The organism is Phyllobacterium sp. MT110 (assembly GCF_058792715.1).
Map to the genome: position 1 here is coordinate 23,555 of NZ_JBXAFE010000011.1, position 15,876 is coordinate 39,430.

At 59.9% G+C, this 15,876-nt stretch carries 16 protein-coding genes, 3 pseudogenes and 1 other annotated feature; of the genes and pseudogenes, 11 read left to right on the forward strand and 8 right to left on the reverse strand.

Translation table 11 applies throughout. The annotated features are described in order from the left end of the window. Positions 1–59 precede the first annotated feature (59 nt). Genes tnpA through tnpC form a run of 3 tightly spaced genes read left to right on the forward strand, consistent with a single transcriptional unit; the run spans position 60 to position 2,527 of the window. A complete protein-coding gene (gene tnpA / locus AC1Q5O_RS26640; protein WP_112691549.1) occupies positions 60–431 on the forward strand; it encodes an IS66-like element accessory protein TnpA in 372 nt (123 codons plus the stop codon). Next, the gene (tnpB, locus tag AC1Q5O_RS26645; protein ID WP_492567052.1) at positions 428–781 is read left to right on the forward strand and encodes an IS66 family insertion sequence element accessory protein TnpB; all 354 of its coding nucleotides are present in this window, start codon (positions 428–430) and stop codon (positions 779–781) included. The genes tnpA and tnpB overlap by 4 nt, the downstream gene beginning before the upstream one ends. A gap of 45 nt (positions 782–826) precedes the next feature. Then, positions 827–2,527 (forward strand): IS66 family transposase, encoded by a 1,701-nt coding sequence (tnpC, locus tag AC1Q5O_RS26650; RefSeq protein WP_492567054.1) that lies wholly within the window; start codon positions 827–829, stop codon positions 2,525–2,527. Here the strand turns inward: tnpC and AC1Q5O_RS26655 are convergent. Both AC1Q5O_RS26655 and AC1Q5O_RS26660 read right to left on the reverse strand, forming a co-directional pair. Beyond that, positions 2,508–2,741 carry a DUF6429 family protein gene (locus AC1Q5O_RS26655; RefSeq protein ID WP_024325616.1) on the reverse strand — a complete coding sequence of 78 codons (234 nt, stop codon included), beginning with the start codon at positions 2,739–2,741 and terminating at the stop codon, positions 2,508–2,510. The two genes, tnpC and AC1Q5O_RS26655, sit on opposite strands and share 20 nt — an antisense overlap. A gap of 57 nt (positions 2,742–2,798) precedes the next feature. Further along, positions 2,799–3,077 (reverse strand): annotated as a pseudogene (locus AC1Q5O_RS26660) (ABC transporter substrate-binding protein); the annotation flags it as partial. A 661-nt stretch (positions 3,078–3,738) separates the two neighbouring features. Between AC1Q5O_RS26660 and AC1Q5O_RS26665 the strand changes: the two are divergent. The 7 genes from AC1Q5O_RS26665 to AC1Q5O_RS26695 all read left to right on the forward strand — a co-directional run bounded on the left by AC1Q5O_RS26665 (position 3,739) and on the right by AC1Q5O_RS26695 (position 11,209). Next, positions 3,739–4,776, forward strand: coding sequence for an aliphatic amidase (locus tag AC1Q5O_RS26665; RefSeq protein WP_148657860.1), 1,038 nt, complete (start codon positions 3,739–3,741; stop codon positions 4,774–4,776). 66 nt (positions 4,777–4,842) lie between these two features. Continuing rightward, on the forward strand, positions 4,843–5,682 hold the full coding sequence (locus AC1Q5O_RS26670) for a CbbQ/NirQ/NorQ/GpvN family protein (RefSeq protein ID WP_148657861.1): 840 nt from the start codon (positions 4,843–4,845) through the stop codon (positions 5,680–5,682). Beyond that, positions 5,682–7,889, forward strand: coding sequence for a nitric oxide reductase activation protein NorD (locus tag AC1Q5O_RS26675; RefSeq protein ID WP_475706796.1), 2,208 nt, complete (start codon positions 5,682–5,684; stop codon positions 7,887–7,889). The genes AC1Q5O_RS26670 and AC1Q5O_RS26675 overlap by 1 nt, the downstream gene beginning before the upstream one ends. Before the next feature lie 47 nt (positions 7,890–7,936). Beyond that, positions 7,937–9,625, forward strand: coding sequence for an acetate--CoA ligase (locus AC1Q5O_RS26680; RefSeq protein ID WP_492567057.1), 1,689 nt, complete (start codon positions 7,937–7,939; stop codon positions 9,623–9,625). Further along, complete coding sequence (locus AC1Q5O_RS26685; protein ID WP_492567059.1) at positions 9,544–9,891, forward strand: AMP-binding enzyme; 348 nt, start codon at positions 9,544–9,546, stop codon at positions 9,889–9,891. Before AC1Q5O_RS26680 ends, AC1Q5O_RS26685 begins: the two co-directional genes overlap by 82 nt. Positions 9,892–9,907: 16 nt before the next feature. Further along, a complete protein-coding gene (locus tag AC1Q5O_RS26690; RefSeq protein WP_148657863.1) occupies positions 9,908–10,507 on the forward strand; it encodes an adenylate kinase in 600 nt (199 codons plus the stop codon). Between the two features lie 528 nt (positions 10,508–11,035). Next, the gene (locus tag AC1Q5O_RS26695) at positions 11,036–11,209 is read left to right on the forward strand and encodes a hypothetical protein (RefSeq protein WP_492567060.1); all 174 of its coding nucleotides are present in this window, start codon (positions 11,036–11,038) and stop codon (positions 11,207–11,209) included. On the opposite strand, the gene AC1Q5O_RS26700 is transcribed toward AC1Q5O_RS26695, so the two are convergent. From AC1Q5O_RS26700 to AC1Q5O_RS26710, 3 genes and pseudogenes are all read right to left on the reverse strand, one after another. Then, entirely contained in the window at positions 11,175–11,597 is a 423-nt protein-coding gene (locus AC1Q5O_RS26700; protein WP_492567062.1) for a thermonuclease family protein, read from the reverse strand. The genes AC1Q5O_RS26695 and AC1Q5O_RS26700 overlap by 35 nt on opposite strands. Then, complete coding sequence (locus tag AC1Q5O_RS26705) at positions 11,594–11,893, reverse strand: WGR domain-containing protein (RefSeq protein ID WP_148657864.1); 300 nt, start codon at positions 11,891–11,893, stop codon at positions 11,594–11,596. Before AC1Q5O_RS26705 ends, AC1Q5O_RS26700 begins: the two co-directional genes overlap by 4 nt. Positions 11,894–12,384: 491 nt before the next feature. After that, positions 12,385–13,518, reverse strand: a pseudogene (locus AC1Q5O_RS26710) (type IV secretory system conjugative DNA transfer family protein); the annotation flags it as partial. Between the two features lie 68 nt (positions 13,519–13,586). Here AC1Q5O_RS26710 and AC1Q5O_RS26715 point away from each other — a divergent pair. Then, a protein-coding gene (locus AC1Q5O_RS26715; protein ID WP_492567064.1) for an IS5 family transposase occupies positions 13,587–14,347 on the forward strand; the annotation gives its coding sequence in 2 pieces (ribosomal slippage) (positions 13,587–13,911 and positions 13,911–14,347; 762 coding nt in all). Here the strand turns inward: AC1Q5O_RS26715 and AC1Q5O_RS26720 are convergent. From AC1Q5O_RS26720 to AC1Q5O_RS26730, 3 genes and pseudogenes are all read right to left on the reverse strand, one after another. Further along, positions 14,278–14,547, reverse strand: coding sequence for a WGR domain-containing protein (locus AC1Q5O_RS26720; RefSeq protein WP_492567066.1), 270 nt, complete (start codon positions 14,545–14,547; stop codon positions 14,278–14,280). The genes AC1Q5O_RS26715 and AC1Q5O_RS26720 overlap by 70 nt on opposite strands. 304 nt (positions 14,548–14,851) lie before the next feature. After that, positions 14,852–15,600, reverse strand: a pseudogene (locus AC1Q5O_RS26725) (IS3 family transposase); the annotation flags it as partial. Next, positions 15,203–15,319 (reverse strand) — a sequence feature (AL1L pseudoknot). (Overlaps the previous pseudogene by 117 nt.) Positions 15,601–15,615: 15 nt before the next feature. Beyond that, positions 15,616–15,876, reverse strand: a 261-nt coding sequence (locus AC1Q5O_RS26730; RefSeq protein ID WP_492567068.1) for a hypothetical protein, incomplete at its 5' end; no start/stop codon positions are given.

Consider the following 15,876-nt stretch of genomic DNA (forward strand, 5'->3'; position numbering starts at 1 on the left):
TAGGAACTGTCGGATCTGGCACTGACTGTCCTTATTGACGTCAATACGGACAGTGCGGAATGGAACGACTTGAGATTGTCGATAGCGGGCGACGGCGTCGCTTCAGCAAAGAGATGAAGCTGCAGATTGTCGCCGAGAGCTATTCGGAACCTGGCTTGTGTGCGACGACGGCGCGGCGACATGGAATATCGCGCTCGCAGTTATATGAATGGCGCCGGCTCGCACGAGCATGGCAACTGGATGTTGCGTCGCCTGTGAGCGGCTTTGTCCCGGCGCTGCTTGTCCCAGAGGTAGAGCCAGCAGCAGGGTCATTGCCGACCGTCGGCCGGATGGAGGTTGTCAGCGCGAACGGTCGTCGCGTGATCGTGGACCGCGATGTCGACGTTGAGGCGCTGCTTCGGATCCTGCGCGGACTGGAGGCGCTGCGGTGAATCCGTTTCCAATGGGAACAGGCGTCAAGGTCTGGCTTTCGACGGGGTTCACGGACATGCGCTGTGGCTTTCCGTCGCTGGCGCTTCGGGTGCAGGAGGTTCTGAAGCACGATCCGTTGTCAGGGCATCTCTTCGTCTTCAGGGGGCGCAGATCGGATATTTTGAAGATCATCTGGCATGATGGTCTGGGTGCCTGCCTTTTTACCCGGCGGTTGGAGAAGGGCCGGTTTATCTGGCCGAATGTGGAAGGCGGCGCGGTAGCGATCTCACCGGCGCAATTGTCCTATTTGTTGTCCGGGATCGACTGGCGCAATCCGCAGGAAACCTGGCGTCCGACACGGGTCGGATAGCATTATTACATTGAAAATATTGAGTGAATCTGATCGAATAGCTTCATGACTTCGAAGCCTGTGGATCTTCCTGCGGACCTTGCGAGCGCCTATCTGGCGCTGCTTTCCGAGCGTGAGATGTTGCAGGCTGAACATGATGTCGTTGTTGCCGAGCGCGATACTGTCGTCGCCGAGCGGGACATTGCGGTGGCGCAAGCCGCCAATGCCCAGGCGATGCTGTCCGACAGCGAGGCGTTGATCGCCAAACTGGAGCTGGCGATCGAAAAGCTGAGGCGGGAGCTTCGCGGAAAGCGTTCCGAGCGCACCGCGCGATTGCTTGACCAGATGGAATTGCAGCTCGAAGAGCTCGTGATGGCCGCGACAGAGGACGAGGTTGCAGCGCAGGCTGCTGCCGCCAAGACCGCGAGCGTCCGTTCGTTCACACGCAAGCGGCCGGTGCGAAAGCCGTGGCCGGAGGATGTAGAACGCAAGCGTGTGGTCATCGATCCTCCCAGCACCTGTGCATGCTGTGGCGGATCCCGGCTTTCCAAGCTGGGCGAGGATATGACCGAAACGCTGGAGGAGATCCCGCGCCGGTTTATCGTGATCGAAACCGTACGGGAGAAATTTAGCTGCCGGGACTGCGAGAAGATCAGCCAGGCGCCGGCACCCTTCCACGCCACGCCGCGCGGCTTCATCGGTCCTCATCTGCTGGCGACGATCCTCTTTGACAAGTTCGGCATGCATAGCCCGCTCAACCGCCAGAGCACCCGGTTCAAATGCGAGGGCATCGAGCTTTCGACCTCGACGTTGGCCGACCAGGTCGGGTATGGAACGGCCGCGCTGCTGCCGATCTTTGATCTGATCGAAACGCATGTCTTCGAGGCCGAGCGGCTTTTTGGCGACGACACCACCATTCCCATCCAGGCCAAAGACAAATGCACGACCGGGCGAATATGGACCTACGTGCGTGATGACCGGTCCTACGACGGAGCGGCAGCGCCGGCGGCCATATACTATGCGTCGAGCGACCGCCGGGGCGAGCATCCGCAGAAGCACCTGGCCGGGTATGGCGGCATTCTGCAGAGTGATTGCTACAATGGCTTCGAGCCGCTCAGTGTCGCCGAAAAGAAAGCCGTGCCGATCACCTTCGCTTTTTGCCATGCGCACGCGCGGCGCAAATTCTTTGAACTGGCCGACATCCAGAAAAGTGCCCGCGACCACAAACGCAAAGGCAAGCCGATCTCGCCGATCGCCCTGGAGGCCGTCCAACGGTACGATGCGCTGTTCGAGATCGAACGCGAGATCAATGGATTGAGCGCCGAAGAACGACTGGCCGCGCGGCAGGAAAAGAGCAAGCCGCTGTTCGATGACATGCACGAGTGGCTGAAACGGGAGCGCGCCACGCTCAGCAAATCGTCCGAGGTGATCGAGCCGATCGATTACATGCTGAAGCGATGGGATGGTTTTGCCCGGTTTCTCGAAGATGGCCGGATTTGTCTCACGAACAATGCGGCCGAACGCGCTCTGAGAGGAATTGCACTCGGGCGTCGAAACTGGACCTTCGCCGGCTCCCAGCGTGGGGCCGATCGTGCTGCCATCATGCTCTCCGTCATCACGACTTGCCGTCTCAACGACGTCGACCCAAAGGCGTGGCTCGCCGATGTGTTCGCCCGCATCGCTGATCTTCCCGTCTCCCGCCTGCACGAACTGCTGCCCTGGCAATGGAAGGCCCACAAAGAGACGGTTATTGCGGCGGCCGCGTAAACAGCTCCCGGAACAACGCTTCCGAACGCGCCAAGCCTTCATCGGTCAGGATCAATGACTTCGACTTGTTGACTGGATCGCCGATCAAGCCCTTCTTGTGAAGCCGATCCGTCGTTGCCCAGTCGAAACCCTTCCAGGCCCAACGCTCGTTATGCAGCGTCAGCCATAGCAGCGCCAAAACGGCATCGTCGATCTTGTCCTCATCGATCTCCATGAACCGACGTTACCACGCGCGGCACCCAAAATCCTGCGGCACTGCTCGGATGGATACGGCAAGTCGTTCGATTTTGGAATCGATCTCTTCGTAACCCTTGAGGACCGGACCCACCCAGAGGGCCGTACCGACGACTTTGTTAGCGAGACCCAGTCTGTAGAGGATTTCGGTGCTGCTCTGACCGATCGAAACCGTCCGGGTAGGGGCATTCTCGATCGTGATGTCGCGACCGCAATTCCGTATCTTGAGTGGATACGATGTCTCGGCAGCCTGCACTGTGGACGTCAGCGCGGCTGCGAAAAGGACAGGGCTGAGGGTGCGGATTAGGATGTTCATCGAGTTCCCCTTTGTCGGTATTCGTGACCATGTTTCCGGACACGTGCCGCGTTTGAGCGTCCGTGTTCGGAAACAAAAAAACCCACGTGTCGCGAAGCGAACGTGGGGCGTCGTTACCGTGGATTTGGATGGCGTTGTTGCCAGCGAAGAAAAGCTAGCCAACACGTACTATGACGTCAACAGCTTTTGTTGGCGAATGGCGAGTACCTCCCAAGCGCATTTCCACATCGCTACTGCCAACTCGTTGTTGACTCGAGCCAACCTCTCACCTAGTCTTCGTGAAATCGGTATGGCAAAGATGCCATCGAAATACGGGTGATGTGACCCCACGCTTTTCGCTTTGCGGAACGTGGGTTTTTTTGTGTTCGGTTTTCGCCGGGCAGCCTGTCGGCAACAGAGCCGAACTACATAGGTGGCAAAAAGGCCCCGGAACGAACTGCCCTCAAGCAGCTCGTTCCGGGGCCTTTTTTGTTCCTGCGAGGGAGAAGGAACTCGAGGCGGAGCGACCGGTCAGTCGCCGCTCCGGCAGACGACTGTTTCGCGGGGCGGGCCTCCCACCGCTTCGCGTCCATCATGTCCGAGGCCTGCGCTCACGACGAATGCAGGCCTCGGAAAACGACCATCCGCCAAACCCAGAAACTACAACGTGAGGAGAACGACTATGTACCACGGCGATATCACCAGCAGCAAAGACACGGTCGGCGTTGCCGTCGTGAACTACAAGATGCCAAGGCTTCACACCAAAGCCGAAGTCCTCGAGAACGCGCGCAACATCGCGAACATGATCGAGGGAATGAAGGTCGGCCTTCCGGGCATGGACCTCGTGATATTCCCGGAATATTCCACCCACGGCATCATGTACGATTCCAAGGAAATGTACGAAACCGCCTCCCAGATTCCCGGCGAAGAAACCGCGATTTTCTCCGAGGCATGCCGCAAGGCGAATGTGTGGGGCGTCTTCTCGCTGACGGGCGAACGTCACGAGGAGCATCCCAAGAAGGCTCCCTACAACACGCTTATCCTGATGAACAACAAGGGCGAGATCGTCCAGAAGTACCGGAAAATCATGCCCTGGGTTCCGATCGAGGGATGGTACCCGGGCGATTGCACCTACGTGTCCGAGGGGCCGAAAGGTCTCAAGATCAGCCTCATCATCTGCGATGACGGAAATTATCCCGAGATCTGGCGCGACTGCGCGATGCGCGGCGCGGAACTGATCGTCCGCTGCCAGGGCTACATGTATCCGGCAAAGGACCAGCAGGTCCAGATGTCCAAATCCATGGCATGGGCGAATAACGTCTACGTCGCGGTGGCGAATGCTGCGGGTTTCGACGGCGTCTATTCCTACTTCGGTCATTCCGCCATCGTCGGCTTCGACGGCCGAACGCTCGGCGAGTGCGGCACCGAGGAAAACGGCATCCAGTATGCCCAGCTCTCTGTGTCGGCGATCAGGGACGCCCGTAAGAACGGGCAGTCCCAGAACCACCTCTTCAAGCTTCTCCACCGCGGCTACACGGGCCTCATCAACTCTGGTGACGGCGACAAGGGTACGGCTGCATGCCCGTATAACTTCTATGCGAAGTGGATCAGCGATCCGGAGGGCACGCGCGAAATGGTCGAGGCAATGACCCGCGGCACTGTCGGAACGGAAGAATGCCCGATCGAGGGTATTCCCAATTCCACGACCGCCCATCGTTGATGCCGTGATCAGCACTCTCCTGGCGGGCGGCCTGTCCGCCCGGAGAGATCATATAGGGATTTCAGCATGCAGCCCAGGACCAACCTCGATCAAGCTTCCGTCATACCCGACGCCCTGCAGGATTTCGCGATCGTCGAGGAGCCGTTTTATCGCGCCTCCGGTGAGGAAGTCGCGCTGTTCGAGGCCGCTTACCGGATGCGCATTCCCGTCATGCTCAAGGGGCCGACCGGATGTGGCAAGACCCGTTTCGTGGAACACATGGCATGGCGTCTCGGCCAGCCCCTGGTGACCGTTTCCTGTCACGAAGACATGACGGCCGCCGACCTCGTAGGGCGATTTCTGCTCGACGCCGACGGCACCAAGTGGCACGACGGCCCACTCACCATGGCGGCCCGCCTTGGCGCGATATGCTATCTCGACGAAATAGTGGAAGCCAGGCAGGACACTACCGTCGTCATCCATTCTCTGACCGACGACCGTCGTATTCTCCCGTTGGAGAAAAAGAACGAGGTGGTGCGCGCTCATCCGGATTTCAGGATCGTCGTGTCCTACAATCCCGGATATCAAAGCGTCCTGAAGGACCTCAAGGAATCTACAAAGCAGCGGTTTTCGGCGATCGGCTTCGACTACCCGGACGACGTGGCGGAAGCGGAGATCGTAGCGAAGGAAGCGGGCGTGGAGACCGCTATAGCGAGCGCATTGGTTCGCGTCGCGCAGCGGTCGCGCAATCTACGCGGTCACGGTCTCGACGAGGGGGCATCGACGCGAATGTTGATCCATGCCGCCATGTTGACGAGGCAGGGCATTCCGATCGCCCAGGCCTGTCGGATGGCGATCGTTCTCCCTATCACCGACGACCCCGACGTCCGCGAAGCGTTGACCGCCGCCGTATCGGTCTGTTTCTGATGCCTTCGCACGCCGACCTCCTCAATGCCGGGCGATGGGATGCCGAGTGGAAGTCGGCTCACGAAAGAATCGACCAGGCCGGGTACGGTGATCTCGTCGCCAGCGCCTACCGTCGACGGGGACCCGAGCTCGCGGATATCGTGGGGCTGGAGCCCGTACTGAGGTTGGGTCGTGCCGTCTCGGAGTTCGCGATCCGGACGGACAAGCGGACGACTTCCATTCTGCCGGACAGCGCCGTCGCCGTGGCGGAACTACTTCACCGACCGGACGCAGTCATCGAATGGCTGCTCATCGTGGAGAATGCAGCGAAGGCCGCTCCCTCAGCGATCGTCGTGCTGCTGGAGAACAGCGCGAAAATCCTCGGCAGGGTCGATCTCGCCGGGTTCAAAGCGTTCGTGTCGATGGGTATCGCCATCGGACGTCGCCACCCCGAAAGGCAGGCGGCATTCTTCAAGATGGAAGACCCGGAGGCCAGGCGATTCTTCGACGTCGAGGAGGGGGCGGATCGATACGCCGCCCTGCAGGGGACGCTTAGACCGTACCTGCGCGCCGTGTGGGGCATCGAGCCACCCATGCAGGTCGCCGCACCCGACATGCCCGAGCCGATGCGACGCCGCGTGGGGTTCGGAGGCGGGGGCATCCGGATGCCGCCCTCGTTTTCCGGATTCGAGGGTGAAGAGTCGCGTCGTATCTATCGCGCCGCCGTCGCCCACGTCGGCGCTCATCATCACTTCACGGAGCAGCTTTTCCCCGTCGGAGCGTTGAAGCCATTCCAGCTTGCAGTCATTTCCGTGATCGAGGACGCTCGCGTAGAACGCCTGGCGATCCGCGAGTTGCCGGGTCTCGCAGAACTGTGGCTGCCTTTTCATGTCGCCAAGCCCAGCGGTCCGCCCTTGGCCACGTCGCTCCTGGCAAGGCTTGCGAGAGCCCTGATCGACAGCGACTACCGCGACCCCGATGGCTGGATCGAGAAGGGACGAACGCTGTTCGAGCAGGCAGCCGACCTCGATCTGTCCGACCAGTCGCTCAGCAGGACGATCGGCGGTCTCCTCGGCAACGACCTCGGTCAGATGCGTATCCGGTTCGACGCCAAGGGATATGTCGTCCAGCCCGCATATCGCGACGACAACATCGGTATCTGGGATTTCGGCGACGCAGCGGAACCGGCAATCGAAATGCAGGACATCGTCGAAGGCGCTCGGGTCGAGCAGCAGCAGTGTGACGACGGGAAACCGGATGACGAAGCCGAAGACAGAGGCGATAACGAGGCTGCCGGAAAGGTATGCCTGAGCCGCGATGCGTCCGATGGAGTTCTCGTCGCCCGGTATCCCGAATACGATTATCTCGCGCGCAAGGATCGCACCGAGTGGTGTTCCGTTCGAGAACACCGGGTTCCGGAAAAGCCGGCCGACGCGATCATTCTCGCCGAGAGGGCACATGCCGATATCTCGTCGAAGCTGGCGAACATGATCCGTGCCGCGCGGACGGGCCGAACCGAACGCTTGCGACGACAGGCGGACGGCGATGTCCTCGACGTGGACGCCTGCATCGACGCTGCGATTTCCAGTCGGATGAACGTAGCTCCCGATTTCAGGGTCTACAGCCGTTACGAACGGAGAAGTCGAGACCTATCCGTCCTGATTTTGCTCGACGTGTCGAACTCCACCGCCGATGCCGTTCAGGGAGGGACGAGGAAAGTCCTCGACGTGGAGCGCGTTTCAACCGCCCTGTTATCGAGCACGATAGCCGGGCTCGGCGACAAATTCGCCTTGGCGGCATTCTGTTCAGACACACGTGAAGACGTCCGGTATTTCCGGATCAAGGATTTCGCGGAGCCCTACGATCTCAGGACAAAGATGCGTCTCGCCGGGCTGGATAGCGGAATGTCCACCCGGCTCGGAACGGCTATCAGGCATGCTGCCGAGGACCTTTCACGGCAACGAAGCTACCGACGTCTGTTGCTCGTAGTCACCGACGGGGAGCCCTCGGATATCGACGTGGACGACGAGCGTTACCTCGTGGAGGACGCCCGGGCCGCGGTCCATTCAGTCAATCAGAAGGGCATCGACACGTTCTGCGTGGCGCTCGGCTCCGACGCACCGTCCTACGCCGACCGGATTTTCGGTCGCAAGGGAGCGACGACGGTAACGAGGGTCGAGCAACTGCCGTCCCACCTTCCGGCGATTTTTCACAGGCTGACCCGATAGGGGCGAGCCTGGCCAACACATCAAGAGCATAGTGAGGAGGAGTACCGATGTCACAGAAGGTTTATCCGGTACAGCAACCGGTCAAGGACCGCGCGCTTATCGATAGGACCAAATACGACCAGTGGTACGCGGCAAGCGTTAGCGACCCGGACGCATTCTGGGCCGAGCATGGCAAGCGGATCGACTGGTTCAAGCCGTTCTCAGTCGTGAAGAACACGTCGTTTACCGGGGACGTTTCGATCAAGTGGTTCGAAGACGGCGAAACGAACGTCTCCTACAATTGCATCGACCGCCATCTCGACCAGCATGGGGATCGGACCGCGATCATTTTCGAGGGCGACAATCCCTACGTCGACCGCAAGATCACCTACAGCGAACTTCACGAGCATGTCTGCCGCATGGCGAATGTCATGAAGAAGTATGGCGTGAAGAAAGGCGACCGGGTTACCATCTATATGCCGATGGTCCCCGAGGCAGCATACGCGATGCTCGCCTGCGCCCGGATCGGAGCCGTGCATTCGGTCGTATTCGGGGGGTTCTCGCCCGAAGCCCTCGCCGGCCGTATCGTGGACTGCGAGTCGACGTTCGTCGTTACCTGCGACGAGGGCGTTCGCGGCGGCAAGGCGGTACCTCTCAAAGACAACGCGGACAAGGCAATCGACATCGCCGCACGCCAGCATGTGCTTGTCGACAAAGTCCTCGTCGTGCGACGTACTGGCGGCAAAATCGGCTGGGCACCCGGACGGGATGTCTGGCACCACCGGGAGGTCGAGACTGTCGACGCCACGTGCGCTCCGGAAAGCATGAACGCCGAGGACCCGCTTTTCATCCTCTATACGTCGGGTTCCACCGGAAAGCCCAAAGGTGTCGTCCATACGACAGGCGGATACCTCGTATACGCCGCAATGACCCACGAATACGTGTTCGACTATCACCCGGGAGATGTCTACTGGTGCACGGCCGATGTGGGCTGGGTCACCGGGCATTCCTACATCCTATACGGCCCCTTGGCGAACGGCGCGACGACCTTGATGTTCGAGGGCGTGCCGACCTTCCCCGACCAGGGTCGTTTCTGGGAAGTCATCGACAAGCACAAGGTCAACATCTTCTACACGGCCCCGACCGCAATACGGTCGTTGATGGGTGCGGGCGACGAGTTCGTCACCCGGTCGCACCGGTCCAGTCTGCGTCTGCTCGGTACCGTCGGCGAACCGATCAACCCGGAGGCATGGCAATGGTACCACGATGTCGTGGGGCAGCGGCGTTGTCCGATCATCGATACCTGGTGGCAGACGGAACAGGCGGCCACCTCATTACGCCGCTGCCGGGCGCGACCGATCTCAAGCCGGGATCGGCGACGACGCCGTTCTTCGGTGTCAGGCCCGAACTCGTGGACAACGACGGCAATGTCCTCGAGGGGGCGGCTGACGGAAACCTGTGCATCGCGGACAGCTGGCCCGGCCAGATGCGCACGGTCTACGGCGACCACGACCGCTTCATTCAAACATACTTCTCCACCTACAAGGGCAAGTACTTCACGGGAGATGGCTGCCGTCGTGACGAGGACGGCTACTACTGGATCACGGGGCGCGTCGACGACGTGCTCAACGTGTCGGGCCATCGCCTCGGGACCGCGGAAGTGGAATCCGCTCTCGTGTCGCACGATCTCGTTTCGGAAGCGGCGGTCGTCGGCTACCCGCATGCCATCAAGGGGCAAGGCATCTACTGCTACGTGACACTGATGGCCGCCGCAGAGGAATCCGATGAACTTAGGCAGCAACTCGTCAAGCATGTCCGCAGCGAAATCGGGCCCATCGCCGCACCGGACAAGATCCAGTTCGCGCCGGGCCTGCCGAAAACGCGTTCGGGCAAGATCATGCGCCGGATTTTGCGGAAGATCGCGGAGGATGATTTCGGAGCTCTCGGGGATACTTCCACGCTAGCCGATCCGGCTGTCGTGGATGATCTTATCGCGAACCGTCAGAACAAAGCGGCAGCTTGATAAAAAGGGAACGAACATGAGGCTGATGTTTCTAGGCGCGCCGGGTGCCGGCAAAGGCACACAGGCGGAAATAGTGTCCCGTCGGTACAAGATTCCGCACCTGTCAACCGGAGAGATACTGCGTTCGGAAGTCCGTTCCGGTACAGAACTCGGGCTCTCGATCCGCTCGACTATGGAGGCGGGCGGTCTCGTCTCCGACGATCTCATTTCCGATGTCGTCGCCCGCCGTCTCCAACAAGGCGATGCGGCTCGGGGCTTCATACTCGACGGATTCCCCCGAAACGTGGCACAAGCGCGGTGGCTCGACGGCTTGCTCGCCGACGAGAGGCTAGACGCCGTTGTCGAGCTGGTCGTAGACGAAACCGTTGTACTGGAACGAGTCCTGAACAGGGCCAGGGCCGCACTCGCGAATTCCACAGAGGTCCGGAAGGACGATGACGTCGATACGATGCGGGTGCGTCTGGAGGCCTACCGCGTAGCGACGCGTCCTCTGTCGGCATACTACCGCGAGCAAGGCCTGCTCTTCAGGGTCGACGGAATGAAGGGAGTGCACGAAGTGACCGACGAAATCCTGGGCATCACTGCCCGCGAGACGGTCGCCGAGCAATTCGGTTAGCGACCGCATTTCGAAGCTAACGCGGATGACTCCCTTCGCACCGCCGCCGAAGGGAGCGGATCGGCTGCTGTTCACCCTCGATGCAGCGGCAGCCGATCAATCTTGGGAGGGTATCGCCGGGGTCCGCCGCCGACACCGCTCGGTGCTTCTTCCGGGATACTCCTCTCCGGTCTTGCCGGAGGGGAGTGGTCGTTTGCCGTTCCGTCTGTCGGGAGCGGCAAACGACCTGTTTCGCGCGCGTCGGCGGTTCAGCACTGCACCCTGTCGTTTGGTCGGTTCTATCGGCGTTGGCTGATGGTGGCTCCGCAATATTGCTTGGGGTCCATAAGGCAAGCTCCTCTACAGCAGGGGCAGAAACACTGGTTGTCCTTGATTGATCAGCAGAATTTTCCCCGCCTTTGGCTCCTCGCGCAGCAAAATTCTGCCGACCTCAAGTCCTCCGCTGCGCTGCGGCCGCGCCTGGTGCGGCACTCCTTCCCGATCCGCATTTCATCCCTGCGATGAAACGCAATCGACAGGAGAAATCACATGCAACAGCTTGCTAAATTCCTCAAAGCAACCGGCCGCCGGCTTCGCTTCCTCGCCAAGGTGATCTGTCACTTTCTCCGCAAGGGCAAAGTCGGTCTGAAGATCGCGATCAAGATACCGTTCTTCTTCGAGATCGAGATCAATTGCGAGACCGATTGGAACCGACGGCGCTAACGGCGTATCGGTCGGCATCACGGCCAGGCCACGCCTTGATCTCGAAGGGACCCTCGTTGATTAGCTCGAGCATCCTGTCCGTGGCGCGGTTGCCAGGTGCCAGCTCCGACGAACATTTCGGTTCGCCCACCTCCGGCGTGTCGATATCGGCGATGCGGATCTTCTGGCCCTTGAACCAGATTGTGTCACCGTCGATGACGCATGCCTGGCGGGAGCCCGCACCGCACTTCTTGAACGCTGCCTGGGTCTTTGGCGTTGTGTCGCTGGCGAGGGCCACGGTTGCGATCGAGACGGGGGCAGCAAGAAGGACCGTCACCATCGCAATCAGAGCCACCGCGAAGCGCCCGTGTAGTGGCAAACGAGCGAAATAACTTGAAATTCTATTCATGCGTATCCCTGAAGTTCATGCTCCCTTGATGAGGCATTGATGCTCGATTGACGAACGACCGCAGCGTAGCCGCGACGCTTCTTTTGTCGAACGAGATCGAGAAAAAGGGCTACTGCCTCTCGCTCGGTTTGGAAATGGTGGCTCTTCGTCTGGCCGGCCGTTCCGATACGTCCCCAACGTCGCGTCAGGCAAGCCTCTCCAAACAGATTGGGTTGGATCGACATCGCATAGAAGCGGGCCATGTTTTTCTTAACGTCCGATCGTTCAACATAAAGATGGTAGGGCTGGGTGATCATGCCCCCATGATCGTCTCCATCGGGGGGGGGGCCGTCCAACGACAGTTTTGAATCGCTCAGGTGCCATCGATTCATTTTCGTGATGTTGAAGCGCTGTCGAGAGCGGGCGGTCCGCCTGCGGCGTACGGCTCTATTCGCTGTCGCGAACGAAGCCCGCGCGCGGTCTCCGCCCATCCGGGTCACGATCCTCCCGCGGGCGACGTTGGGATTGGCCACAGCGCGGCTATCATGCCTGTCATTGCTGGCAACTCTCTTGGCCAAGCATCACCAACGCGATGATGGAGGTTTTCAACGGACTGACCGAAGGGATCTCGACGAGTAGACGGTGATCTCAAGCAGAATGCCTCGGTCGGGGGCGGTCGGTCCCGGCTTCCGCTGACGCGGCGCTATGCTAAGCCTCCTGCGGCTGCCCGATATCCGACCGAGGCATGACGAGAATTCCCGAAATCACGCCCTGGCGGTCGTCGCTATGCTGATTTCTCCGATGCTCTTCATTGTTCATGTGCGGGCGCTTCGCGACGCTGGAACCTGCTCTGCTCAACGCAAGCCTTCATATCGTTTCGCCGGAACCAGATGGCCCGGCCGCACCTCAGCGGCGGGTTGCCTGCCGAGAAGACGATCTGTTCGTCCGCCCTCATGCGCAGCACTTCGTACGGTTGGATGAGTGGCCGAGCGGCAAGCTGCTTTGACCGGGTCCGCGAAGAGCCGCGCGACTGAAAGCTGTGGCTGACCTGGTCGATCTCGACCGTCGTCATGCCGCAGCGGCGAGAGATGTAGTCTGCTGTTTCCGGATCGTTGATGGCCGCGAAACTGATCCAGCTTGCGCTCTCGAACCACTTGCTGGAGGCGTCGCGCCCGCCGTAGGCTTCGCGCAGCTGGCCGATCGACTGATAGATCATCGTCAGCGTGATTCCATACTTTCGGCCCGCGTCCCGTGCGGTCTCCAGAATACGCATATAGCCAAGGCGGGCGACCTCATCGAGGAGGAAGAGGGCGCGGCCGTCCATCGCGCCGTCGCGATTGTAAATGGCATTCAGAAACGAGCCGATCACGACGCGCGCCAATCCGCTATGGGTCTCCAACGTCTTGAGATCGATGTTGATGAACACATCCGTTTTGCCCGAGGCGATATCCTCGGTCCGGAATGTCGAGCCGGAGACCAGTGCCGCGTAGTTCTTGTACGAGAGCCAGTGCGTTTCCTTGATGGCATTAGCATAAACGCCGGAAAAGGTTTCTGGCGTCATGTTGACGAAAGCGGCGACGTTCTCCTTAACGAAATCCGATCCCGAATTGTCGTAGATGTCCTGCAGGCGCTGTCGGAGTTTCGGCTCGGGCTCCGATAGGTTGCTGCGTACCTGGCGGAGCGTCTGCTGCTCCTTCGGCGTATGCCCGGAGAGGCAAACATCGGCGATGATCGCGGTCAGGAGCTGGAGACCTGAGGCACGGAAGAAGTCGTCGCGGACCCCGCTCGCGCGACCGGTATCGCTCATGATCCATGAGGCGACAGAGGCAATGTCCTCCTCCTTCGTACCGCGATACTGGCCAACCCAGTCGAGTGCATTGAAGCCGGTTGCGGGTTTATGCGGATCGAGGATCCGCACACGTCGCCCCGCCTCTTCCCGATGCCTAGGGTCAGGACCCATTGATTTGAATTGACGGCTATGATTCAGACGGGCGGATAGGAGCCCGACTGATGAGTAATTTGTTCTGGCTGACGGAGGAGCAAATGGCCCGTCTTCAGCCCTATTTCCCCAAGAGCCATGGCCGCCAGCGTGTCGATGATCGGCGTGTCCTGAGCGGCATCATTTTCGTCAATCGCAACGGCCTCCGGTGGTGTGATGCGCCGAGGGAATATGGTCCGGCGAAGACCTTGTATAACCGCTGGAAACGCTGGAGCGACAAGGGCATCTTTATCCAGATGATGGAGGGCCTGGCTGTGCCTGAAGCTGCAGAGCACAAGACCATCATGATCGATGCGACCTATCTGAAGGCCCACCGCACAGCTTCCAGCCTGCGGGTAAAAAAGGGGGTGCGGGCCGCCTGATTGGACGCACGAAAGGCGGCATGAACACCAAGCTTCATGCCGTCACGGATGCGAATGGTCGCCCGGTCAGCTTCTTCATTACGGCCGGTCAGATCAGCGATTACACCGGTGCTGCCGCCTTGCTTGATGAACTTCCCAAGGCCAAATGGCTACTGGCCGACCGTGGCTATGATGCCGACTGGTATCGAGACGCTTTACAGGCGAAGGGGATCACCCCCTGCATTCCGGGGCGGAAGTCCCGCAACAAAACCATCAAATACGACAAACGCCGCTACAAACGGCGCAACCGGATCGAGATCATGTTCGGGCGTCTCAAAGACTGGCGGCGTGTCGCTATGCGCTACGACAGATGCCCAATGGTCTTCCTCTCCGCCATCGCTCTCGCTGCAACCGTTATCTTCTGGCTCTGATCAATGAGTCCTGACCCTAGGCAGGCTTCACCAAAGAGGTTGGGCTCAATCGACATCGCATAGAAGCGGGACATGTTTCTTGTCCGGTCCGTTCGTTCCACATAGAGCTGGTAGGGTTGCGCGATCATGGTGACAGAATCGCGTTTTCGGTCGCCAGCGTCCAACGACAGTTTTGAATCGTTCATCGACCGTCGATTCATTTCAGTGAGGTAACTGAAGTGCTGGGCGGTCCGCCTTCGGCGTACGGCTCTATCCGCCTGCGGCGAACGAAGCCCTCACGCGGTCTTCGCCCATCCGGGTGACGAGCCTCCCGCGAGAGATGCCTATACTTGGCGGACGCAACTGGTCGAGTTCTCACGCTCCCGCTGACGCAGGCGCTTTACTGCCAGTTGACGGTAGGTCACCGCCGCTTGGACTCATGCCCCTCGCAGCAGGGGGCAGGCAAGTCTTCAAATCCTCCTTTCTCTTTGCATTCCAGTCATATGCCTCCCCGATTGGGCGAGGCGCACCATAGGTGAAATCAGAAAGCCAGAGCATATTCGGCGCAGGCGCGAAGAAGTGTCGGTTCACCTGGTCGAGCGGGCATGGGCCGGTCTTGTCACTGATCGTCGTGCGGATCGGCTTGCCACGAATGATGCCCTGCAGCCCCATCACCCTCATAAGCCGAGCTACAGTGCAGCGGGCGATGTCGAAGCCCTCCCGCTGCAATTGCCGCCAGACTTTGCGCACGCCATAGGCCTGGAAATTCTCATTGAACACCCGGCGTATCTCGATCTTCAGGCCGATATCGCTGCGGGCGCGAACCGACAGGCGGTCCACGTCCAGGCGCTTGGCGACGTTCTCGTAATAGGTTGATGGGGCGATCGGCAAAAGCCTGCAGATCGGCTCGACCCCGAACACGCTACGGTGTTCGTCAATGAACGAGATCATCGTTTGAAGGGACGGTCGAGCTCCGCCATCGCGAAATAGGCAGAAGCCTTGCGCAAAATCTCGTTGGCCTGGCGAAGCTCGCGGTTCTCCCGCTCAAGAGCCTTCATCTTCTCGGCCGCGTCGGTCGGCAGGCCTGCTCGTTTGCCGCTGTCGACCTCGGTCTTCTTCACCCATTCATGCAGCGTGGCTGGCGAGCAACCGATCTTGCCCGCAATAGATGAAACGGCTGCCCACCGCGAAGGGTGCTCAGCCTCGTGATCCAGCACCATACGGATGGCGCGTTGGCGGACTTCAGGTGAAAACTTGTTCGTTGTCTTGCTCATATCGGCTCCACTCTCTCAGAAGTTGGAGCCTCCGGCAAACCCGGCGCGGTTCAATTCTCGTCTAGCGCCAAATTCAAGCAACAGGCGCAAGGTAAATTGCCTTAGGGGTGCCTGCGTGAACGAGTAGCGCTCAGGCCGTTTTCTGGTGGGGCTTAAGCCGGATTTCGGGCTGTAGCGTGAGATAGCCCGAACAAAAAAAGGGTCTGCCTCACTTTGTGTGGTTAATAGATCGTTAGCAGGCACTTCGCTATTGGCGTGCATGAGAACAAAATCAAA

What these genes read in the sequence shown, in the direction of transcription:
- tnpC (WP_492567054.1), top strand. Translation starts at nt 827, where the DNA reads ATGACTTCGAAGCCTGTGGATCTTCCTGCGGACCTTGCGAGCGCCTAT.
- AC1Q5O_RS26670 (WP_148657861.1), top strand. Translation starts at nt 4,843, where the DNA reads ATGCAGCCCAGGACCAACCTCGATCAAGCTTCCGTCATACCCGACGCC.
- AC1Q5O_RS26675 (WP_475706796.1), top strand. Translation starts at nt 5,682, where the DNA reads ATGCCTTCGCACGCCGACCTCCTCAATGCCGGGCGATGGGATGCCGAG.
- AC1Q5O_RS26700 (WP_492567062.1), bottom strand. Translation starts at nt 11,597, where the DNA reads ATGAATAGAATTTCAAGTTATTTCGCTCGTTTGCCACTACACGGGCGC.
- AC1Q5O_RS26665 (WP_148657860.1), top strand. Translation starts at nt 3,739, where the DNA reads ATGTACCACGGCGATATCACCAGCAGCAAAGACACGGTCGGCGTTGCC.
- tnpA (WP_112691549.1), top strand. Translation starts at nt 60, where the DNA reads ATGGAACGACTTGAGATTGTCGATAGCGGGCGACGGCGTCGCTTCAGC.
- AC1Q5O_RS26720 (WP_492567066.1), bottom strand. Translation starts at nt 14,547, where the DNA reads ATGAATCGACGGTCGATGAACGATTCAAAACTGTCGTTGGACGCTGGC.
- AC1Q5O_RS26705 (WP_148657864.1), bottom strand. Translation starts at nt 11,893, where the DNA reads ATGATCACCCAGCCCTACCATCTTTATGTTGAACGATCGGACGTTAAG.
- AC1Q5O_RS26655 (WP_024325616.1), bottom strand. Translation starts at nt 2,741, where the DNA reads ATGGAGATCGATGAGGACAAGATCGACGATGCCGTTTTGGCGCTGCTA.
- AC1Q5O_RS26680 (WP_492567057.1), top strand. Translation starts at nt 7,937, where the DNA reads ATGTCACAGAAGGTTTATCCGGTACAGCAACCGGTCAAGGACCGCGCG.
- AC1Q5O_RS26690 (WP_148657863.1), top strand. Translation starts at nt 9,908, where the DNA reads ATGAGGCTGATGTTTCTAGGCGCGCCGGGTGCCGGCAAAGGCACACAG.
- AC1Q5O_RS26695 (WP_492567060.1), top strand. Translation starts at nt 11,036, where the DNA reads ATGCAACAGCTTGCTAAATTCCTCAAAGCAACCGGCCGCCGGCTTCGC.